The 22,394-nt window shown below is 44.6% G+C and carries 16 protein-coding genes and 4 tRNA genes; 3 read left to right on the top strand and 17 right to left on the bottom strand.

What is annotated here, in order from left to right:
• Positions 1–61: 61 nt before the first annotated feature.
• The 5 genes from Nant_RS03460 to Nant_RS03440 all read right to left on the bottom strand — a co-directional run bounded on the left by Nant_RS03460 (position 62) and on the right by Nant_RS03440 (position 4,514).
• Positions 62–3,976: a DUF6701 domain-containing protein gene (locus Nant_RS03460; RefSeq protein WP_054340241.1), complete on the bottom strand. Its 3,915-nt coding sequence runs from the start codon at positions 3,974–3,976 to the stop codon at positions 62–64.
• 106 nt (positions 3,977–4,082) lie between these two features.
• Positions 4,083–4,158, bottom strand: a tRNA-Gly gene (locus Nant_RS03455).
• 23 nt (positions 4,159–4,181) lie between these two features.
• Positions 4,182–4,257 (bottom strand) — tRNA-Glu (locus Nant_RS03450).
• Between the two features lie 52 nt (positions 4,258–4,309).
• A tRNA-Gly gene (locus tag Nant_RS03445) sits at positions 4,310–4,385 on the bottom strand.
• A gap of 53 nt (positions 4,386–4,438) precedes the next feature.
• Positions 4,439–4,514 (bottom strand) — tRNA-Glu (locus tag Nant_RS03440).
• A gap of 427 nt (positions 4,515–4,941) precedes the next feature.
• On the opposite strand from Nant_RS03440, the gene Nant_RS03435 reads away from it, so the two are divergent.
• Entirely contained in the window at positions 4,942–5,595 is a 654-nt protein-coding gene (locus Nant_RS03435; protein ID WP_054340240.1) for a glutathione S-transferase family protein, read from the top strand.
• A gap of 9 nt (positions 5,596–5,604) precedes the next feature.
• Here Nant_RS03435 and Nant_RS03430 read toward each other — a convergent pair whose 3' ends face one another.
• From Nant_RS03430 to Nant_RS03375, 12 genes are all read right to left on the bottom strand, one after another.
• A complete protein-coding gene (locus tag Nant_RS03430; protein WP_054340239.1) occupies positions 5,605–5,877 on the bottom strand; it encodes a hypothetical protein in 273 nt (90 codons plus the stop codon).
• Between the two features lie 81 nt (positions 5,878–5,958).
• Complete coding sequence (locus tag Nant_RS03425; protein WP_054340238.1) at positions 5,959–7,035, bottom strand: YeeE/YedE family protein; 1,077 nt, start codon at positions 7,033–7,035, stop codon at positions 5,959–5,961.
• Positions 7,036–7,212: 177 nt separating this feature from the next.
• Entirely contained in the window at positions 7,213–8,922 is a 1,710-nt protein-coding gene (locus Nant_RS03420) for an ATP-binding protein (RefSeq protein WP_054340237.1), read from the bottom strand.
• Complete coding sequence (locus Nant_RS03415; RefSeq protein WP_054340236.1) at positions 8,919–10,004, bottom strand: autoinducer 2-binding periplasmic protein LuxP; 1,086 nt, start codon at positions 10,002–10,004, stop codon at positions 8,919–8,921. Before Nant_RS03415 ends, Nant_RS03420 begins: the two co-directional genes overlap by 4 nt.
• 275 nt (positions 10,005–10,279) lie before the next feature.
• Positions 10,280–10,924, bottom strand: a complete 645-nt coding sequence (locus Nant_RS03410; protein ID WP_054340345.1) for a TIGR04282 family arsenosugar biosynthesis glycosyltransferase — start codon at positions 10,922–10,924, stop codon at positions 10,280–10,282.
• Between the two features lie 10 nt (positions 10,925–10,934).
• Entirely contained in the window at positions 10,935–11,675 is a 741-nt protein-coding gene (locus tag Nant_RS03405) for a TIGR04283 family arsenosugar biosynthesis glycosyltransferase (RefSeq protein WP_054340235.1), read from the bottom strand.
• A gap of 282 nt (positions 11,676–11,957) precedes the next feature.
• Entirely contained in the window at positions 11,958–14,102 is a 2,145-nt protein-coding gene (locus tag Nant_RS03400; protein ID WP_054340234.1) for an FAD-dependent oxidoreductase, read from the bottom strand.
• A 112-nt stretch (positions 14,103–14,214) separates the two neighbouring features.
• Entirely contained in the window at positions 14,215–15,177 is a 963-nt protein-coding gene (gene arsS, locus Nant_RS03395; RefSeq protein WP_054340233.1) for an arsenosugar biosynthesis radical SAM (seleno)protein ArsS, read from the bottom strand.
• 274 nt (positions 15,178–15,451) lie between these two features.
• A complete protein-coding gene (gene arsJ, locus Nant_RS03390; protein ID WP_238377060.1) occupies positions 15,452–16,744 on the bottom strand; it encodes an organoarsenical effux MFS transporter ArsJ in 1,293 nt (430 codons plus the stop codon).
• On the bottom strand, positions 16,731–17,741 hold the full coding sequence (locus tag Nant_RS03385; RefSeq protein ID WP_054340232.1) for an ArsJ-associated glyceraldehyde-3-phosphate dehydrogenase: 1,011 nt from the start codon (positions 17,739–17,741) through the stop codon (positions 16,731–16,733). The genes arsJ and Nant_RS03385 overlap by 14 nt, the downstream gene beginning before the upstream one ends.
• 46 nt (positions 17,742–17,787) lie before the next feature.
• Entirely contained in the window at positions 17,788–18,027 is a 240-nt protein-coding gene (locus tag Nant_RS03380) for a thioredoxin family protein (RefSeq protein WP_054340231.1), read from the bottom strand.
• A gap of 33 nt (positions 18,028–18,060) precedes the next feature.
• Positions 18,061–19,053 carry a permease gene (locus Nant_RS03375; protein WP_054340230.1) on the bottom strand — a complete coding sequence of 331 codons (993 nt, stop codon included), beginning with the start codon at positions 19,051–19,053 and terminating at the stop codon, positions 18,061–18,063.
• Positions 19,054–19,528: 475 nt separating this feature from the next.
• On the opposite strand from Nant_RS03375, the gene speD reads away from it, so the two are divergent.
• Positions 19,529–20,344: an adenosylmethionine decarboxylase gene (speD, locus tag Nant_RS03370; protein ID WP_054340229.1), complete on the top strand. Its 816-nt coding sequence runs from the start codon at positions 19,529–19,531 to the stop codon at positions 20,342–20,344.
• 262 nt (positions 20,345–20,606) lie between these two features.
• Entirely contained in the window at positions 20,607–22,316 is a 1,710-nt protein-coding gene (locus tag Nant_RS03365; protein ID WP_054340228.1) for a SulP family inorganic anion transporter, read from the top strand.
• Positions 22,317–22,394 lie beyond the last annotated feature (78 nt).

The raw sequence follows: 22,394 nt of genomic DNA, 5'->3' as shown, positions 1-22,394 counted from the left end.
CACACCTCACTGAAGAGGCGCAAATCTTATTGATTCCAAGGACCTATGTCAAGAATAATTATCACCACTGACGCTGAAATATCACTTTATCATGGTTACGATACTGACCGAACACGATATTAGCCGATGGTTCATCATCGTAACTACCATCACCGTCCCAGTCGAAGTAAAAATAGGGCAATCGAGTCAGATTAACATCAACCCTCACCACACCTATATTCCCCACTCCGGGAGAACTCATCGTCATCCCCACGTCCCCCCTAAAATCAGCAGCAGGATAAGCATAGGAAGCGACCGTCTGACCAGATGCCACTAATGTGCCATCTATATCCGACAACGACACTTCAGGTGTTATTAACCAAGCACTACAGCTATCACTTGTATTCGTTACAAAACCTGACCCATTATAATATTCATCTAACAAGGGAACAGGTAAAGCCTCTGTTTCCGGACCATAAGCACCCACTAAACCCAAACGCCCAAAGCGCAACTCCTTTGTTGGAATATTAACGATAGTAAATTTTTCGCAGCTTTCATCCAACCAATCTCCATCACCATCTGAATCAACGCGATAACACACGCCATCTTCATCAGTAAGATCAGCGCTAGTAAACGTCAGATCAGTAAATCCATAAAACGGGGCTTCTAATCCAATTCGACTGTACATAATGGTATCACCTGACAGTGTATTAATAGCAACACCATCATAGTCAGACTCTGTCCCACCCCACTTGTCCATCGACGCATTAACCGGGCTTACTACTAACACAGCAGCTACCCCTGCTGCAGCTTGATCTGTATAAAATCGGGAAGCACGCTGAGGCGATAACTTCCAGAAATCATTACCATAATTATTCACTTTATTTCCTGCAGCGTTGTAGGCAGAAACAGTCAACTCAGGCGGGGTTTGGTATTCAATCTTTTCATCTAAGTATGAAAAATCTCCTGAAGGACAATGTGAACTCCATGCTGGCGTATTCGCCGCTACCTTAAAAAACCAGGGAATAAACCGACCAATAGGCATGATTGACTGCGTAATATTATGCCCATAAAAATCAGCATCTCTGGCATAGAGATTTATAATTCCCACTTCCGAATATTTTGCTGCAGAATCCTGAAAAACACCGTCGCTAAAACCTGCCGATATACCAACCCAACCCACGGCATCACTTACAATAATATTAGTTCCTGATGACATAGATAACAGACCACCTGTCGCGTCTGTCGTCGGCGCATTTAAAGTAGCACCCAACTCTGCATTTGACGGTTGATAATTAGGCGTAACGGAACCGTCCGCGCATTGCCCGGCAACACCCAGAGAGAAAGGTCTAGCGGAGGCCCACACAGCCCCTCCAGATACGTCTGAATTACCTAACGTCATTACATCCCCTGCTGGACTTTTCGCTGCCGCTGTCCCTTTTAACTGCGCCGGGTACGCTACAAACGAGCCAAAGCCCGTTAATGTTTTCGCGTCAGTGACTAGCGAAGCATGTAAACCAATCAAACCTGCATCCGAATACCTCACCTTCATGCTTGCTTCGCCCTGATCACTAAAGGACATCGTAACAGCGGTACCAGAAGCATTTGTTGCCAGAGTATAATCCTCACCTTGAGAAGTAATTACCGGGACGTGGGTGCCTGTTTCCGGAGCAATATACTGACTATAGAAATTAACCGTCCGATCGCCCGCCACTGCCCTACTGCAACCCAAGGAGTTGTCAGATTTTTTAACCGCACGTACGCTCACAGTCGCCGATGACTGACACGACTCAGTGTCGGGAATAGTGAAAACCAAACCCGAGTCAGAAACTGATAAATCTCTATCCTCTACATCAGAAGAGACGCGTTTATCTGAGGAGAATCCATCAAAGACGTTAAAATTAACCAGCTCAGGATCAGAAGCCAAATCAGGGTAGGAGAAACGTAATGTAACCGTGCTTTCATTCTCTCCAAACTGATAAGTCGCCCTCCCAGACCCTGCGTTATTTAAATCACCAAACGCACCATCAACCAATGACCACTCACCTTTGTTGGTAGAAGTCGAGATTTGGAGCTGCGCACTGCCGGCATTTACAGAACGATGATCTTTATCGTGTGCAGTAAAAGTAACATCTCCGACCATACAGCTAACCAAGAAAAGATCATGAGTAATAGCATAGTGATCGACAGCGACGGGCTCAACACAAGCACATGACCGCGGCTCACCGTCATAATTCAGGCCAGCCTTCTCATTATCGTAAATATCTTCAATTTCAAAAAGCGTCAAGGCAATACTAAAAATTTTAACCTCGTCAATATCGCCATCAAAAAAACGTGATTGGATACCCTGATCCTGCCCTATTTGCAGATCATTATTATTAGTCAGCAGAGCACCTGTAAATGTTTGGCGCGCAGCCTCCGCACCATCGACATAAATAATCTGAAGACCCGATTGATAAACAATAGCCACGTGATGCCATTGATTCAGAGCGATCTGAGTACCAGAAGAAAAACTGTGAGCGCTATTATCGGAATCGCGCCACCACCAATTAACCTGCCGATTACTGTCTATATGAAACTCGTAATTAGTATCTTTAGAAAGGATGCTTTTCAATCCAGAGGGTGTGTTTTTTAAATAAACCCATGCCATCGCCGTAAGCGTATCCGGCAAATCAACAGGGCTTTGCTGTGAGCCCGAATCCGATAACCTAACGTAATCATTGGCGCTATCAAACCGGGCCAGACCACACACCTGCCCACCAACAGTCGACAACACACCATTAACCGCATAAGCATCCAGATGATTAGGGCTGCTATCTATAACATTTTGTGCATCAGTCCAATTACAACTATCAAAACGATAGTCGACTACGGGCGAGGGAAGATCACAACGACGACTTGTGCCATCATAGTTTTTACCTGCTGCCTGATTATCATAAATAATAGAGACTTGGGCAGCACTAAGTTCGCTCCCAAAGACCATAAGCTCGTCAACCAACCCCTCCCAATCCTGTGAACCATCAAATCTACCACCCACAGAATCTTGCTCCTGGCCAATAATCAACCCGCCAGGATCAATACTTACAGCACCGGCATCAGATGACGTCTTGCAGCCCTGACTCTCGCCATCAAGAAATAAACAGTGCTTCCCCTCTTTGCGCGCCCAGACATAATGATGCCAAAGATCATCACTAATTGCAGTCAACGAAAAAGAGGCCACTACCGTATTTCGAAAATAGAAACTCAAAGAACTGGTGCTGGAAAAAAACATCAACACACCATTTTTATCCGAACTAGAGGCCGCAGAGAAAATCGTTTGCGCTCCTCTACGCGTAGAATCTAATTTCCCCCAGACAGAGACGGAAAAATCATTAAGGCCGTTAAGAGCACTACTATTTAAAGACACATAATCACTTGTACCGTCATCACGAAAATCTGCTGAATTACAGACAACTCCGTCAGTAGAGTTAGTCATCGGCTCACTTGCTACCCCGTGGTAATTATTTCCACTTGAGTCCAGAACTTCACCAGAAACTGCAGCCCATTTATTTTCATCAAAATACCATGCAGCCTGAACTACAGGCGTGCTTGGAGTCGGGATATTTGCTGCCCAGGTTGCGGAAAAACCCTTATCTTTTTTCTCACTTGTAAAACGCACCAGCATAGCACCTGAACTAACCGTATAAACGCCTGCGCTGTTACCTGTCAAAGCAGCGATTAGAGGAGAGCCTGTACTTGTACCGTTATACAAGTACACAAAATCCTTCTTATTCTTGAGTTTAAAATCAGAAAACGTAAGCGTTATGCTAGATGCGCCAGCAGGCTGAATTAAAAAAGTACAGTCTTCATGCTCCGAGTACTTGTTCCCACTACCACCAGAATCATACAGATTACCCGACGAAGCGGAACTCGAGGCGTCAGAACACATATTTTCAGCATGCGCGCTTAAAGAGAAAAAAATAACAAAACTGAGGAAAGCGAATAAAAAATATTTCATGAGCTGCATCCGTGCCTATCGATGGCACCCACAAGGGCAACAATAACGACTAAGTCACAAGATACACAAATATGGATTAAGTATATAGATGTTTGCTAATGTTTATTGGAGCGGGAAACGAGATTCGAACTCGCGACCCCGACCTTGGCAAGGTCGTGCTCTACCAACTGAGCTATTCCCGCTGATACTTTCTGTTAGAAAGTGATGGCGTCCCATAGGGGGTTTGAACCCCTGTTACCGCCGTGAAAGGGCGGTGTCCTAGACCACTAGACGAATGGGACATATCGCAAATACTTTTAGAAAAAGTATTGTTATAACTTGTGCTTGTAAATATGGAGCGGGAAACGAGATTCGAACTCGCGACCCCGACCTTGGCAAGGTCGTGCTCTACCAACTGAGCTATTCCCGCAACATTACCTGATAACTATTAATATTAACTTCAATATCAATTATCAGAATAATTGGCGTCCCATAGGGGGTTTGAACCCCTGTTACCGCCGTGAAAGGGCGGTGTCCTAGACCACTAGACGAATGGGACGCTAAAACATTCAATCTTTACTTCAAATGCGGGGCGTATAATATTCCTAGCATGCTTTTACGTCAAGCATTTTTTTGGAATACTTTTCCTATGAAATCAATTACTTCATTATTCAAGAGATAGCACTCGCATGTCCCCATCACAAACAAGTTTTATCATCATCGCAACAACTGCTATTTTGGCCGCTGCGCCTTTATTATTCAGAGTCTAGAAAATCAGCAAAAAAACGCCTATTGATTAAATGCGAGCGACGTACACACCCCTCTGTGCAACGATAGTTTTGCTCTCTTCTGGCACATAAAGTAATCAATCACGCTTTTATTCCCGACCAACATCTCTGCATAAAGACAAGGAGACGCCTTAAGCTATATTATTACTTAATCGACAAGCAATATTAATTCACCCACGCAGAAAAAGGTCGCTTACTATGAAGCCAGTACTCTACGGCGCACCACTCTCTCCCTTTGTTCGTAAAGTCAGATTATTGCTGGCATTAAAAGGGATTGAATATGATTCTAAAATGATTGTTCCGTACGCGACTCCCGAAGGCTACGAGCAATTTAACCCATTAAAACGGATACCTGCTCTTACACTAGGTGAGCATACTCTGGCAGATTCAGCGGTGATTGCTCATTTTTTGGAAGCGACATACCCTGATCACGCCCTCATCCCAGACGATTTCTTTCTCAAAGCTCGTTGCGAATGGTTTGAAAAATATGCCGATTATGAACTCGCACCACACACCACATTCACAGCATTTAGCCAACGAATTTTATCCAGAATAGCGGGACAACAACCCGATGAAGAAGCCATACACAAAGCCGTTCATGACAAGCTCCCCCCTCACTTTGATTATCTTGAGTCACAATTGCAGGGCAATTATTTTGTAGCCGACAGATTAACCCTCGCTGATATCGCCATCGCCAGCCAGCTAATATCCTATGAACATGCGGGTGAAACCGTTCCTGAACAGGAATGGCCAAAACTCTCGCTATTTTACAAAAACTTTAAACAGAAACTAGCTGTTGAAAAAATTCTGACGTCTGAAAAAGCCATTCTCAGGAAAATATTAGGCAGCTAGTTCGGACGACTAACGATAGGTCCATTCAATATTCATGATCTGGCCGCTACGCATATCAATAAACCATTTGCGGCCATCAAAACGATATACCATGCGTGTGACCGAACAGATACCACCCGACCCACATCGGGTTTTGGCTTTATACTTCATAATGGGCTTTCCCAGATTCTCGTATACTTTAGAAAGCTCATCACCCGATGATAAAAGCTGCCCGTTAGGTAAGCGTAATGCATACGCCTGATTTGCTATAAGTAATAATAACACTGCTAAAAACTGACGCATTTTTCACTCCATCTTCCATGATGTAAGCAATAAGACTAATGCTTGAATACTTAACCTTACCTGACGTCCATTTCACGGTATCTAATTTACGCTGACATCCTGATTTACCTTCCACTCCCTATCTACCAATGCATCCGTAATGGCCGCTCCCGCCCACATAGACGCCAATGCGATCCAGGCAGTAATAGAAAACGCAGAACCACCGGTCAACCCTGCTCCTACGGCGCAACCGCCTGCCAGCATGCCTCCCATTCCCATAAACGATGCTCCGATGATATAACGAATCATGCCCTGCCCGTCCTGAAACCCCTGTAACTTCAACTCGCGAGAAAGCAATGCTGCTAAAAAAGACCCTAAAAAAACACCCGGTACCAGACCTACATCAAAATCCAGAGCAGCGCCGCTCGGCATTAAAAGGTACATCAAAGTATCAGCGGAGGGCCCTGTAAAGGTCATACTTTCAACCTGCGTAAGCTCGAAAGTCTGATAGGATAAGCTATAGGTAAACCACCACCCGCCGACAACCATGCTACCCACGCCAATAGACCCGATCCAAGCCCACGGCGTTAAACGATTTTTGATACCATAAAATATGGCAATGACCATACAGACAGCGCCTAGATAAATGCCTGTATAAGAACCCCAACCCAAAAATGAAATCAGCTCCAAGCCACCATCATTATGCAGCAGCCACGCCCCGGCAACGCTATCACGGATAGGCGCCAAAACTCCTCGCAACGATGCCTGTGCCACTGCTGCAAACAGCAACCCCGAAAACAATGCACGCAGGTTTCCTGTCGCGGCCAATACTAAGAGCCGGGATCCACAACCTCGCGCCAAAATCATCCCTACGCCAAACAGTAAACCACCGGCAATCGCTCCCGACAAACTGCCGTAGCTAGCCAGCATTCTTGAATCGGAAATATCTAACTCACCCATCGTAATAAGTATCTGCGTCCCTCCTACTGCAGCAGAAAACGTGAGTAGCCAAATCGCTACTTTTTTACCTATATTGCCTCTGGCAAATTCCACGACGGCTGCACGTAAACAAAACTGGCTTTTTTGAGCAAAGACGCCAAATAAAACGCCCAATACTAAACCACCAAAAGCCGTCGCACCTGCCTCACCAAACAGAGAGATAAGAAATTCAAAATCCACACTGACAGCCTCACATAAGAATGAAAATATAACCAATAAGGATATAACTAATTAGAATATAAAAATGTACTGACAAAAAAGACTTCTCCTAAGAGAAGCCTAATTCCAATCGTTAATAATAAGGAAAATTAAATACAAACGCGTTGCTATAGATCAAAAAACAACCAATCTAATGCTTTATACGGCGCTTCCCCGCGGTAATATTATCCGTAAACTCAGCCCATTCTCTGACTCAATCGTTAACGTTGCTCCCATATACTCACAACGCTCTTTAATACCTAAAAGACCAAACCCTCCTTGCTCCACTGTTTGATCCTTTGACTGATTCAACCCTTGTCCGTTATCAGTAATACTCAACACTATTTGGTCTTCGTCACAATACAATGAAACAGCCACCTCCGTTGCCAACGCATGCTTCATGGTATTCGTTAATGCTTCCTGTACTATTCGATAAAGATGAATATCCGTTCCTTGAGGCATGATTACGTCGTCAATATCCAACGACACCTTTACACCGGTTTGCCGCAAACTATTTAACGTTGGAATTTGCTGAATAGATCGGCATAAGCCCATATCATCGAGTTCCACAGGCCGCAGAGACATGATTCGACCATATACAGTTGCATACATATCAGAGACCAACTGTTTAATTTTCGAACTATGAACTAATGCCGGACTACTTAAACCAACCTGGTATTCAAGGAGAACTGTTTCGATTCTGACCGCTGTTAATAACTGGCCTAATTCATCATGAAGTTCCTGAGCAAGGTGATTCCTTTCTTGCTCCTGACTTTTAATTAATTGATGTAAAATTGCACGTTTTTCCTGCAGCGTTCTCTCAATTATCACATTAGTGTTTTTAAGCTCAGATCGACGTTTAAACAACTCGTCGACAATGACATAAATTTCTTTACCTATGAGATTAAATTCCTGGATTGCCCCTTGCTTCCACCCTACGTCTTTTCCATCCCGGACGAGATCACGAATATAATGCATCAATTTTTGTAACTGTTTATCAAGTGCGCAGGATAACAATGCAGCAACCCCCGCACTGACCAGCAAACCAATAAGTGCACCCACTAGCAGCAATTTCATTAACTGGATAGCAAGTGAGTGAACATTCTGTTCAGATGATGTGAGTTCTAGCTGCAAGTCCGGACCAAATTGATACAAAGACTTTATGTACTTTTCAGTAACGTTGTTTCGTAACCAGGAGTAGTTCTGTTCGACAACCTTGGGGAATTGATGGTATTCACTAATTTCAATACCGGTAAATGACAATCGAATACCATCAATATTAACCACTGCGCGGTTCGCTAATTGGTTCAATAAAAACGCATTATCAGACAGCTTTATCCCACCTATCATTCGTCCTATGACTTTTTGATGACTATCAGTTACAAGGTAATCTTTAGCCAACAGTACTTGCGCGCCATTACGAAAAACATTCCATTCCTGACTGATAGCATTAGTATAGTTTTTATAGATATGACTACAGGCTTCTGGTCCCAGATTACTTAAACGACTTTTAAACACATAACATTGTTTGTTATCGAGCGAGCTTAAAATAATAAATTGATATCGCTGCATTGAATTAGAATGATCAACTTCCATTATCAATTGACGCAGTGCAGCCTCCGAACCATTTTCCATTTCTTGCTGCAACGCTGGCAAGGCCGTCAGATTTCTTAACTCCTGATCAATCAATCGAAGATGAGTATTAAGTTCATGTTGAATAGCATCTGAACTCTGAGATAACGATGCTAAGGTTTCATCTTGTAAAATCCGACCTATGGACTGATAAGCATTTAAAGCAAAAACGGAAAGAAAACCGCACAAGGTAATAAGAAAAAGAAGAAACGTGAGCGTGCGAAACCGTAACATCATTTCGCACTGTCTCCTGAATAAACAAAAGCTTCTTTGATCAACTTTTCAACAATATCAGTTTCCATTCCCTGAGTTAGCAGACGAAAATCGCCCGCGTAAACGTTTGGTATCGACCACCCCTGCATATCCAATCTGATTGCTTCAGCCATGGCTATTCCATTTTGGTCATTCATCCTCATCAGCACTACATCTAACTGCCCTTTCTGAAACGCATCCAGTTCTGCCTGGCCTCCACCCCAACCATTAATATCTACATCTGATCGACCTAACTCTTGTAATGCGTCAATTGCACCTAACGCAGCACCGGTCGCACAGACGTAAATATATTTAAGATCGGGATAATCATTAAGCATGGCTAAAACTGCACGCTTAGCCTGCAAAGGATCGACTGCAAAATAACTTGTTTTTAATTGATGATAGTTACCTATTTCACGTTCGAAAGTCAGACCTCGCTGATCACTGACAACACCTTCACCCCAGAAGATAATCCCATATTGGGTATTTTCGGGGAAACGCTTCATGAAATGCTTTGCTAACTTTTGCGCCCCCTCCACATGATCAAAACCGATATATATCAAGGGCTGTATATCGTACCAATCAGCAATTGGGCGTGTTAAATTTTGAATAATTAACTTAGGCTTACCTCTTTGTAATAAAGCTTCAACCATGCGTTGCTGGCGAATCGAATCGATGGTGTATACAAGATAATCCGGGGCGAGCTCCAGCATTTCTATAATCTGCTCTTCCTGTAGAGCTTGCTCGATATGAGGTTTTGAAAAACGAATGTCGAGCACATACTTCACACCGAGATCATCAAGCCGACCTTTTAGTGCAGAGATACTGCGTTGCCAATAGTCTGACGATTGTAACCCAGGGTAAACAATCGCTATTTTGACCTGTTTTTCTTGATTCACCGGCGAAAATAGTGAGACCTGATCAATCAACGATGCAAAACCCTCATCATCAACAGCATGCCGACTAGCCCACGTATAGGAGGTAACAAAAAATAAGGTGCCAAGAAAGAGACTATTCAATAATCTCAGAAGAGAAACGCGCACTGTTTTAAGAGGCTTCATATCCATATTTAAGCTCATCATATTAACTAAGAAAGATTAAAACACAGCTAATTTCCAAATTAACCATAACTTAATATTAGCTGAACCCTAGCCAAAGCATACCGCAGTGTTGAAAATTAGCAGAATTTCATTACATAAGATAACAATTTAATGCTTTATAAAAAACAAATGAGATCAGATAAACATGAGGTTATACATAAAGGACACCTAAAATCCCTGTGCTACTGGCAGGGACTTTAAATACAGCTAAAAAATAACGAAGGAACGAACTAAGGAACGATCTAAGGAAAGAGCTCAGGAAACTGCTGAGCCAGCCTTTTCAGGTCTTCAGGCTGATCAACATCCCACAATACTGCAGGTTCCACCCAGCTGATTGATAACTGCTCCAGGCGTTCGCGTGTCTGCTCCATTACCTGATCGGTACTCCATTCAATACCTTCAAATAGCCTGTAGTACGGCATCTCAACGCCTGCATCACGAAGATCTATATCAGCCTGTTTAAGACCCACCAGCGTATATCCACCATCTACCGCCGGTAAAAAAACGGCTTCATGAGTATTAAGCGCATAGCTGCAACGCTCCAGCATATCCATATTAATAGCAGGGCAATCACTGCCAATCAAAAGAGCGCCATGCTCACATTCCGAGAGAGCTTTACACATTCGCTCGCCCAAATCAGCACCCTGCTGATGTCGATGAATCAACAAATATTGAGACAGCATTTTCTGAATAAAGGGATGATCAAGGCCATCAGGGGTATAAAGATACACAGGAAAACACGCAGAGCTAACCGCCTGCTGAATCGTATGCTCTAAAAGACGTTCGTATAAGCACGCGGCACCCTCTGCGCCCAACGCTGGAATTAAACGAGTTTTAACAGCACCAGGCTTCGGCGCTTTAGCAAAGATAATTAAAGGCATGCTCATACGTTCGCCCTCATGATGCGCCTTCAACAGGGTAACCATATCGCTTAGCCAAGGTTGACGGCGGCGCTCCCAGCCAATAGGCAAGCCTTAATGACCACATTAAACAGATAGTTCTGAATACGCCCTTCTGCTCCCAGCGTCGCCCCGAGGTAGTGGCAGTACTAGCAAGGCAATGCGGCCGGAAAAATTTTAGCAACTGTGTCGACAGAGCAATATCTTCCATCAGAGGCTGATCGGGAAATCCACCAACGCCAGCAAACAATTTTCGACTGATAAACATCGCCTGATCACCGGTAGCAATACCTGTTATACGCGAACGCTTATTCATAAAAAAAGCAATGCAGGGCAGCATCCAGTGATTACCGGTAATAACCACATCAAAGCGCCCCCAGTACTCCCTGTTGTGACCATTAGAGCGTTTATCATTAGTGCTTTTACCATTAGCGTTATCCACAACCGGCAATAATTCTAAAAGATTATCGGGCAGCTCAGTATCTATATGCAGAAACAACAGTAAGTCAGCTATCGCTATAGCCGCGCCTGCATTCATTTGTCGGGCACGACCTGCGGGCGCTTCCAGTACATAATCAACCCAGGGAGAAGCCAGCGATTGACTATTATCCTGACTGCCACCATCCACCACGATCAGTTCACAGTGACGCCTTAAAGGCTGCAATGCCTTTAACTTTGATACGATAATTTCTGATTCATTGAGCATTGGAATAACGATGGAAATTAACGGATTATTCATAAAAATTCTCGGCGTGCGTCAGAGGCATCATCGGTAATTTAAGCAATTTAAAAAATCTAACGCCGATAGGTATCGGGGTTCAGCTAAGCCAAGTTGCATCTTCTGGTGATCATACCGTGACTCAATCTTATAGAATCACGCCAGTCACGATTCGGGCGTAGCCGTTCAAACCCAGCACAAATAAAGAAAGTGCCAAAGAAAAAAGCCAGCCTGAATCATACCTCGCTCTGCATCAATGCGTTCTGCATGTTAGCGTCTGAGCCTGCTCCTGAACCTTCATGACTAGCTTCTGCGCCATGTATGAAAGCGTTCCAGCCACCGCATAATTTTGGGTGACACATGTGCCCTTTTCCACTCTCCGGCGGCATACTTGTTGGCTTCCGAAAAAGTAGGATAGGTATGGATCGTGCCCAGCAACTTGTTCATACCCAAGCCATATTTCATGGCCAGTACAAATTCAGCTAATAATTCAGCACTGTGTTTTCCGACAATCGTCACCCCTAATATTTTATCTTTTCCTGCCACTGTCAGCACTTTCACAAAGCCGTGATCATCACCATCAGCAATGGCGCGATCAAGATCATCAAGGCCGTATCGCGTCACTTCATAGGCTAGATTCTGTGCGACAGCTTCACTTTCGCTTAAGCCCACCCGGGCAACCTCCGGGTCGGTAAATGTCACCCACGGGATAACTCGATAATCGACTTTGAAGCGCTTTACGCCACTAAACAGCGCATTAACCGCGGCGAACCATGCTTGGTGAGCAGCCACATGTGTAAACTGGAATGGCCCTGTCACATCACCACATACATACACATTAGGGAAACGGGTCTGCATAAAGCCATTACAATCCAGCGTTCCATCTTTTCTTGCTTCAATGCCTAACGTTTCAAGCCCGAAGCCGCTGGTATTAGCTTCCCGGCCTAACGCTAAAAGCAATTTATCAAAGGGCAGTTCGACTACTTCCCCTGCCTGCTCTACCAGCAGATAAGCCTGTCCTTCTCGTACTATCACTTCTTTTGCGGTACTCGACAGATGAAGAACGATGCCTTCCTCTGAAAATTGCTGCTCTACCAGTTCTTGAGCCTCCTGATCTTCGCGTGGCATCAAGTGAGGTGCTCGCTGCACAATGCTCACCTCACTTCCCAGCCGTGCAAACGCCTGCGACAACTCACAGCCTATCGGTCCGCCGCCTAATACGACAAAACGTTTCGGTAGTTCGTTCAGTTCCCACAAGCTGTCAGAGGTTAGATAATCCACCTGATCCAGCCCCGGAATATTGGGAATGCGAGGCCGGGCACCGGTCGCAATGATGACGGACTTCGCTGATAAGGTGTGCTGTTCACCATTTTCTTTGGTAACTGACACTTCCCACGGAGAAACAATGCTGGCAGTTCCCTGAATAACATCCACACCCAGACTGGTATAACGCTCGATTGAGTCATGTGGCTCAATCTGTTGAATCACGTTTTTGATACGCGCCATCACCGCAGGAAAATCGACTTGAGGCTCAACTGCCTGAATACCGAACTGCTCTGCCTGTCGCATCTCATAGGCTTGCCGGGCTGAGCGAATTAATGCTTTAGACGGTACACACCCCGTATTCAGGCAATCGCCACCCATCTGGTTTTTTTCGATCAGTGTAACCTTTGCTTTCACTGCTGCGGCAATATACGCACTGACCAAACCACCGCTGCCAGCACCGATAACAACCAGATTAGTGTCGAATTTTTTCGGTTTTTTCCAGCCGTCATACACTTTTCTGGCCTGCACTATCTCCACAATTTTTCGGGCGATAAAAGGAAATATTCCCAGTAAAGCAAACGCACTGAATATCTCGAAGGTCAGAATTCCTGACAACGAATCAATTTTAGCCAACTGGGTTCCTGCATTAACAAACACCAATGTTCCGGCCAGCATGCCTAGCTGACTGACCCACCAAAATGTTTTAGCCGGCATGCGCGTCAGGCCCATCAACAGATTAATCATGAAGAAGGGAAATATCGGAATTAAACGTAACGTAAACAGAAAGAACGACCCATCTTTCTCCACACCTGCATCGATAGGTGCAATTGACGATGCAAATCGACGCCGAACCCAATCACTAATCAGATAACGCGATGCCAACATCGCCAGAGTAGCGCCTAATGCAGAGGCAAATGAGATGAGAATACCGCCCCATAATAAGCCAAAAAGCGCGCCCCCGGCTAATGTCATAATAACCGCACCGGGAATCGACAACGCCGTCACCAGCACATAGAAAAAGAAAAAAGCAACGCTGGCGCCCACAGGATGCAAATCACGCCATGAGGTTAACGCCGCCTGCTGTGATTTCAGGTTTTCCAATGTTAATAGCGCGAAACCACCGGTCTGCCAGACAATCAGCAAAACAATAAGAATTAAAAATATAACGACCAAGCGCTTCATCGGTTACTCCCGATAGTAATTATTTGAATCTATTTTAAAATCACTATTCACAAACATTTTGAGACTTGCGGTATGAGCGACTCTGTACTCTTTTCTGAGCTAGTTTTATAAATTAAGCACTCAACGCGCCACCGCAACTTGAGCCCTGACCTGCGGTGCAACCGTAACAGTGATCACCAATACTGACTCTCTTTTCCTGTAAACCGTTTTCTAATAACGCACTTAGATGGACTGGTTCACGGCTGCTGCCTAATGGCATTTTCAACTGCTGATTAAAATCGCAATCATGCACATATCCCTGCCAACCGACCGAGAGAAGTGAACGGCACATCAGATTATCCAGCGTTGCAGCATTAAATGAGCTACGCAGCAGCTCCATATAAGGGATAAAGGTGTTTTTAGAAATAAGCGTACTACCAAAACGTTGGATCGGCAGATTAGCTAAGGTAAACAAATTCGAAAACTGGATGCCATAACGCGCATTCAACTGGTGTTTGTAATCAGCTTCTAAGACTTGCTGATCAGGCGGCAACATAGCACCTGGCGGGTTATAAACCAGGTTAAGCACCTTGCCGGAAGCACCCTGCGCATACCCCAGCTTATTCAGCTGTTTCAACCCTTCGATGCTCGCCAGAAAAACACCATCGCCTCGTTGAGCATCGACATTATCTTCGAGGTAACAAGGTAATGAAGCGACCACTTCCACTTCATGTTCTGCTAAAAATTCAGCAAAATCCTCGTAACCGGGTTCACAGAGAATCGTCAGATTACAGCGATCGATAACCTTCACGTTTAGTTTTCGGGCCTCAATCACAAGACGTTTAAAATGCGGATTCATTTCGGGTGCGCCGCCCGTCAAATCGAGCGTAGTCACACCAAATTTTTCAATAAAGTCGAGCATCAACTGCATCGTATCCCAGTCCATCTCTTCGGTGCGCTTTGGGCTAGCCGCCACATGGCAATGGAGACAAGACTGATTACAGCGATAACCCAAATTGGCCTGCAACGTATCCAATTGCTTACGTTGTATAGAGGGAAAATCCGTCTGAATCAGGTGTGGCAGCATTTCGTGCATCGACAATTCCTTCGTTATTCATTAGCTATTATTAGTTATAGTCGAATAAAACATCAAAACCTTACACTTTTTTTAAAAAATAGATTTCGACCATGAATAACAACTATTCACTTCAACTGAGACAGGAATCAGATAGCAACGCATAGATACATAGGTATCTATGCTCATAGTAGCTGTGGTTCCACTTGCGGGAAATTACCTTACACCTCAATTCAATCATCGCTATTTTCATCATAAAACAGCAATAATCGATTGTTTTAAATCTCAGTTTACTTTAGTAGCTCGATTTTTTCCGAGGTAATTTCAACGAAATAATACAGGCTATCAGTAGAAACAGTGACGAGATCCATAAACAGGCTTCTAATCCATACAGTTGGTATACCCCGCCTGACAGCAATGTGCCTATCAGGCGGCCTATGGCATTAGCCATGTAATAAAAACCCACGTCTAACGAGACGCCGTTTTCTTTGGCATAACTCACAATAAGATAACTATGCAGTGAGGAGTTTACGGCAAAAAAGGCGCCGAATAGCATCAATCCGCCAATTAATAAGGGGGCTAACCATTCATTGGCAAACGATACTTCTAAGCCAGTGTTTATGCTTGTACTCATATCTGTATTCATGCTTGCGCTGAGGAGCACAGCCATCACGGCCGGTATCAAGAACAAAGGAACCGACCAGATAACCGCCGCCCTGCCATCAGGCACCACACCTGCCCGCTTACCAGTCACATAAGGAGCTAATGTCTGAATAACACCGTAACCCATCACCCAACTGGCCATAAAGCTAGCCACCGTCCAGTGATCCCATCCCAGCTGGTCACCGAGAAAAACCGGAATAGCCACCACAAACCAGACATCCCGAGCAGCAAACAGAAACAGACGCGCCGCCGATAGGATGTTAACCGCGCTACTTTTTGAGAAGATTTCTCTGAATTTTGGCTTGCTGGTGGTTTTCCCCAAGGCTTTCTTGAGCGTGAAAACCGAAACGATCCAGACAAGTAACAAACCAGCCGCCATGATCAGCACGGATTGTGAAAATCCGAACACCGTCAGCAAAATACCGCCCAGAAAGAAACCAACACCCTTGAGTGTGTTTTTCGATCCTGTCAGCAAGGCTATCCATTGGTAGAGTTTGCCCTGAGCATCGCCTGGAACCAACAATTTAATGGCACTTTTGGCGCTCATCTTATTCAGGTCTTTGGCTATGCCAGAGAGTGCTTGCGCGCCCATTACCCAGGGAACCGTCAACCAGACTGTAGGCACGGCCAGCATGCCTAATGCCACCACTTGTAGCACTAAGCCTATATTCATAGTGCGGTTCAGCCCAAGACGTGCGCCCAGCCAACCACCCAGTAAATTGGTAACAACACCAAAAATCTCATAAAAGATAAACAGCAGGGCAATATCTAACGGCGAGTACCCAAGCGCATGAAAGTGGAGTACCACCAACATGCGCAGCGCACCATCGGTTAGTGTAAAGGCCCAGTAGTTAGCCGTTATCAGCAAGTACTGTCGGACATCAGTAGAAAGCGTTGCAAGCTTGCCTATATTACTTCTGATCAAGCAACCCTACCTTTCGGACTAACTCTGCCGTACGGTTCGCGTAGCCCCATTCATTGTCATACCAGATATACACTTTTACCTGTGTGCCATTCACCACCATGGTGGACAATGCATCGATAATGCCCGAACGCGGATCAGTCTTGTAGTCGATAGAGACTAGCGGGCGTTCTTCATAGCCAAGAATTCCTTTTAAAGGGCCTTGTGCTGCTTCTTTAAATAACAGATTTACCTGCGCTTCTGTGGTTACTTGCTCCACTTCAAATACGCAGTCTGTCAGTGAGGCGTTCGCCAGCGGTACACGTATGGCATGACCATTTAAACGCCCTTTCAATTCAGGAAAAATATGCGTAATTGCTGTCGCTGAACCGGTCGTCGTCGGAATCAAACTCATGCCGCAGGCACGGGCTCGACGCAGATCTTTATGCGGCGCATCCAAAATTGTCTGGGTATTAGTGACATCATGAATAGTCGTCATTGATCCATGCCTGATTTTCAAATTTTCATGAATCACTTTTACCACTGGTGCCAAGCAATTAGTGGTGCATGACGCGGCGGTGACTATCCGGTGCCAGGCAGGATCATAAAGATCATCATTGACACCCATCACAACATTCAATATACCGTCTTCTTTGACCGGCGCACTCACCACTACACGCTTCACGCCCTGATCCAGATAAGCTTGCAGCTGTGCTGTAGTTTTCATTTTCCCTGAAGCTTCGATAACAACATCGCAGCCTGACCAATCTGTATCGGCAATCGTGTTGTTATGGCTCACAGTAAGTGCGTGTCCATCAACAACGATCCGATCCCCTTTGCCGCACGCTTCTTGTGCCCATCGTCCGTGAACTGAATCAAAATTCAACAGATGTGCCAACGTCGCTGCATCACCGCCAGGATCGTTAATATGTACAAACTCGATATCTGGCCATGTCCACGCCGAACGCAAGACCAACCGGCCGATTCGACCGAAACCATTGATACCTACTTTAATCGCCATTTCTGAATCCTTATCCTTTTATTCTTTAGCTGCTGAGCGTTAACTCCTAGGCTTTAACAAGCCACGCTTCAACATCTGCCCGGTGCGGAATGGAACCCGAATGCATAAGCTGTTCGTCTACGACAACCGCTGGCGTGCTCATCACCCCATACTCCATCATAACAGCAGGATCTGTCACTTTTATGACAGAGACTTCTATGGCTGATTCAGCGGCAATACGACTGATCATTTCTGCGGTCTTCTGGCACTTAGTGCACCCTGAGCCCAACACTTTAATTGTTTTCATACGATACTCCTCATCTCAATTGATGGTTGCTGTTTACGTAGCAAGAAACAGCAGCCCGATACCATTAAATATCCAGCCAACCAACGTGAAAGCAAACAATAACAAACAGAACAAAATAACTAACAACTTCCACTGCATCACTTGCTTCAACAAAATAAATTCGGGAAAACTAGCGGCCACAGTGCTCATACAAAAAGCCAGCGTGGTCCCTACCGGCAAGCCTTTAGTAATCAAACTTTCCATCACAGGTATAACACCGGTTGCATTCGAATACAGAGGGATACCCAATAACACAGCGGCAGGCACAGACCACCACTGTCCTTGCCCCAAATGCTGTTCAAACCACCCTTCTGGAACAAATCCATGTAATGCAGCCCCCAAACCCACACCGACAATGACCCACTTCCAGACTCTACTAAAAATATCGATCAATTCATCTTTTGCAAACTGATGGCGCTCTGCCATGTTCAAGCGTCTCACTTCAGCTTTCACATCAGCCTGCTTCGCTTCAGCATAAGCCTTAGCTGCAAAAGGTTGCAGCATTTTTTCAGCACGAATAAGATCCAGAAACAGACCACCAAGAACACCAACGCCGATCCCTACACCCACATAAATAAGCGTGAATTTCCAGCCTAATAAGCTACCTAACAAGACAATGGCAACTTCGTTAATCAAGGGAGATGTCAGTAAAAATGACATCGTAATGCCCACTGGAATACCGGCGGATGTAAAGCCAAGAAACAGAGGAATGCTCGAGCAGGAACAAAACGGCGTTACCGCGCCAAATCCAGCACCCATAAAATAACCCAGAATTCGATTCTTACCCACAAGCCAAGCACGTACCGATTCAATGTTCATCGAAGCCCGCAGCAGTGCTATCAGGTAAATCATGACCACCAGCAGAGCAAAGATCTTGGTCGTGTCTTCCACAAAAAAATGTAATGCATCGCCAAGTTTAGTGGCCGCACTCAACCCCAGCAGATCATAAACCAACCAATCAGCGAATAACGTGAAAATTTCCAGCATTCAACACCTCCCTGCAACACGACTGTAATTTTTTTGTAATAACATCGTCATAGCTCTCTGCTAAACCTTGTTAATACTTCTATTATTCTATCAATGGAAAACCAGAACTTCAGATAATTAGTATCAACTTCTTCTGTAAGAATTACTTGCTTTTTAATATTATCGCTATTTTTTTAATCACACATTGATGTGAGTGACAACGGACTAAAATTATTAGTCTTTATTTTATTAAAAACTTAGGGCTCATCAAAAATAATATTATTTTTATCATAAAATACAACAACTTAACAAATAAATCATAATATAAAAACTATTTTTTATTTCTCATTTATCAGCAAGATATTAGTTTTAACAAAATTGTTCTTTGTCTTTGTGCTACGCTCGAATAAAATACAGATCGCGTTCAACCTAAACCAGGTTGAACTTTATTAAGTGCGTTATTTACGCGGTCTGCAACGGTTGGAGAATTACGACGTTGTCATCGAACGGTAGAATTAAATTACAAGGTTTTAACAACCTTACAAAAAGCCTGAGCTTCTGTATTTATGATGTTTGCTATGCACAAACCGCAAAGCAAAAAGCAGAATACATTGAGTATATTGACGAGCAATATAATGCTGACCGTCTAACAGAAATTCTTTCTGAAGTCTGCGATATTATTGGTGCAAATATTCTCAACATTGCCCGTCAGGATTATGAACCTCAAGGCGCCAGCGTTACGATTCTGGTATCCGAAGAGCCCGTTAAAGATGCAGAAGATGTCGACCAGACTGAACAGCCTGGTCCTTTACCTGATTCGGTTGTCGCACATTTGGATAAAAGCCATATCTGCGTGCATACGTATCCGGAAAGCCATCCAGATGATGGTATCTGTACTTTTCGTGCTGATATTGAAGTGTCTACTTGCGGTATCATATCCCCGCTGAAAGCACTGAATTATCTGATTCACAAACTTGAATCAGATATCGTCACTATCGACTATCGAGTACGTGGTTTCACCCGCGACATTAAAGGTGTGAAGCACTACATTGATCACGATATAAATTCGATTCAGAATTTTATCAGTCATGATATCCGGGACCAATACAGGATGCTGGATGTAAACGTTTTACAGGAAAATATTTTCCATACTAAAATGATGCTGGCTGATTGCGATTTGAACCAGTATTTATTCGGAACCGATATTGCGGACTTAGATAGTGATGACGCTGAAGAAATTTCTGAACGTCTTTTCAAAGAGATGAACGAAATTTTCTACGGACGTAACATGCCGGATATGCAAAACCATTAATAAACGGTGATGTGTTTTCGTTTGATACGATGTCAGCATCTTTTATTACCGCTCTAAAAATAAGGCCAGTCAGCTACTCTGACTGGCCTTATTTGTTTTATTCAGCTATTTATTCAAAAATTCTCTTCATTAAATGCTGACATATTCTTTTTTATTATATTATTATAACTTAATATCTAAAATCAGAATGAAGCATAAAATCCAAACCTGAAAAGCAAGAAAACGTCGTCGCTAAACGGAACAGATTGGAGGATTTGAATGGATGTTTAAACATTATTTTCCCATCCTGCAATGGTCAAAAAACTATAATCGCCAGATGCTGAGCGGCGATCTTATAGCAGCGATTATCGTTACCATTATGCTGATCCCGCAATCTCTCGCTTATGCTCTGCTGGCAGGCCTGCCTGCAGAGGTGGGGCTTTACGCCAGTATTCTGCCTTTAGTCGCCTATACAATATTCGGCACCAGCCGCACCTTAGCAGTAGGGCCGGTCGCTGTTGTCTCACTGATGACCGCCGCTGCCGTCGGCAACCTGGCTATACAGGGCACAGAGGCTTACTTAACTGCAGCCATTGCGTTGGCATTTATCTCTGGTGTGATATTGATCCTGATGGGAATTTTCCGGCTAGGCTTGCTGGCAAATTTTTTAAGCCACCCCGTCATATCAGGCTTCATTACCGCTTCCGGTATCATTATCGCCGCCAGCCAGCTTAAACATATACTCGGCATCGATGCCAGCGGCCACAATTTACTCGACATTCTTATCTCTATTGAACATCAAATAAGTGAGGTTAATTATCCCACACTGGTAATAGGCATCAGTGCCATTGTGTTTCTTTACTGGTCACGTAAACATCTGAAAACGCTGCTACTAAGCATAGGGATTAATCAGCGCCTGGCAGACCTATTAGCAAAAACAGGGCCGGTATTCGTTGTCGTTATTACCACATTGGCAACCTGGTCTGGTGAATTACAAAGCCTGGGCGTGAAAATTATCGGTGATATTCCGCAAGGGTTACCCTCACTGGCAATGCCTGCCTTCGATACAGATCTCTGGCAGCAGCTGTTCGTGTCCGCTCTGTTAATTAGCCTTGTCGGTTTTGTTGAATCCGTATCCGTTGCCCAAACACTGGCCGCCAAACGACGCCAGAGAATCTCTCCCGATCAGGAATTAGTGGGATTAGGCGCTTCAAATATTGCCGCCGCTGTTTCCGGAGGCTTTCCCGTAACGGGTGGCTTTTCACGCTCTGTTGTCAATTTCGATGCGGGGGCCGAAACGCCAGCTGCTGGCGCATTCACGGCGGTAGGCATCGCAATGGCAACACTATTGTTAACGCCGCTGATATATTTTCTGCCGAAAGCAACCCTCGCCGCGACCATTATTGTCGCTGTATTATCACTTGTCGATTTGGGGGCCCTAAAACGTACATGGATATACTCGCGTAACGATTTTGCCGCCATGCTGACAACCATTATCGTGACCTTGGTACAAGGCGTAGAACTGGGTATTATTGCCGGTATCAGCCTCTCGATTGTTCTCCACCTGCACCGCACCAGCACACCTCACAGTGCATTGGTTGGCTTGGTACCCGGTACCGAACACTTCCGTAATATTGATCGCCACTCAGTCAATACAGAAAAACATATCCTCACGCTACGTATCGATGAAAGTCTCTATTTTGCCAACGCACGTTATCTGGAAGATAGGATTTACGCGCTTATTTCGCATAATTCTGATGTTAAGCACCTGATATTAATGTGCCCCGCCGTCAACCTTATTGACGCCTCCGCACTAGAAAGTCTCGAGGCGATCAACGCCCGACTCAAAGACAGCGGTGTCACTTTCCACCTTTCAGAGGTAAAAGGCCCTGTTATGGATAAACTAAAACGCAGTCATCTGCTGACCGATCTGACAGGCGAGGTGTTTCTCAGTCAATACGCGGCGTGGGAGGCATTACGTAAGGCACCATAAAGACTCATAACCCCATATCTTATAAGCTACCTCATATAAACTACACCTGATAAAACCAGACCTTTAGACGTATAAAAT

This window comes from Neptunomonas antarctica, from assembly GCF_001305295.1.
GTDB classification, from domain to species: domain Bacteria; phylum Pseudomonadota; class Gammaproteobacteria; order Pseudomonadales; family Balneatricaceae; genus Neptunomonas; species Neptunomonas antarctica.
This window is presented reverse-complemented; position numbering and strand designations above follow the sequence as displayed.

Coding starts and splice junctions, on each gene's coding strand:
- Nant_RS03460 (WP_054340241.1), bottom strand. CDS start 3,976: ATGAAATATTTTTTATTCGCTTTCCTCAGTTTTGTTATTTTTTTCTCT.
- Nant_RS03435 (WP_054340240.1), top strand. CDS start 4,942: ATGAAGCCAGTACTCTACGGCGCACCACTCTCTCCCTTTGTTCGTAAA.
- Nant_RS03430 (WP_054340239.1), bottom strand. CDS start 5,877: ATGCGTCAGTTTTTAGCAGTGTTATTATTACTTATAGCAAATCAGGCG.
- Nant_RS03420 (WP_054340237.1), bottom strand. CDS start 8,922: ATGATGTTACGGTTTCGCACGCTCACGTTTCTTCTTTTTCTTATTACC.
- Nant_RS03415 (WP_054340236.1), bottom strand. CDS start 10,004: ATGGATATGAAGCCTCTTAAAACAGTGCGCGTTTCTCTTCTGAGATTA.
- Nant_RS03410 (WP_054340345.1), bottom strand. CDS start 10,924: ATGAGCATGCCTTTAATTATCTTTGCTAAAGCGCCGAAGCCTGGTGCT.
- Nant_RS03405 (WP_054340235.1), bottom strand. CDS start 11,675: ATGAATAATCCGTTAATTTCCATCGTTATTCCAATGCTCAATGAATCA.
- Nant_RS03400 (WP_054340234.1), bottom strand. CDS start 14,102: ATGAAGCGCTTGGTCGTTATATTTTTAATTCTTATTGTTTTGCTGATT.
- arsS (WP_054340233.1), bottom strand. CDS start 15,177: ATGCACGAAATGCTGCCACACCTGATTCAGACGGATTTTCCCTCTATA.
- Nant_RS03385 (WP_054340232.1), bottom strand. CDS start 17,741: ATGGCGATTAAAGTAGGTATCAATGGTTTCGGTCGAATCGGCCGGTTG.
- Nant_RS03380 (WP_054340231.1), bottom strand. CDS start 18,027: ATGAAAACAATTAAAGTGTTGGGCTCAGGGTGCACTAAGTGCCAGAAG.
- Nant_RS03375 (WP_054340230.1), bottom strand. CDS start 19,053: ATGCTGGAAATTTTCACGTTATTCGCTGATTGGTTGGTTTATGATCTG.
- Nant_RS03365 (WP_054340228.1), top strand. CDS start 20,607: ATGTTTAAACATTATTTTCCCATCCTGCAATGGTCAAAAAACTATAAT.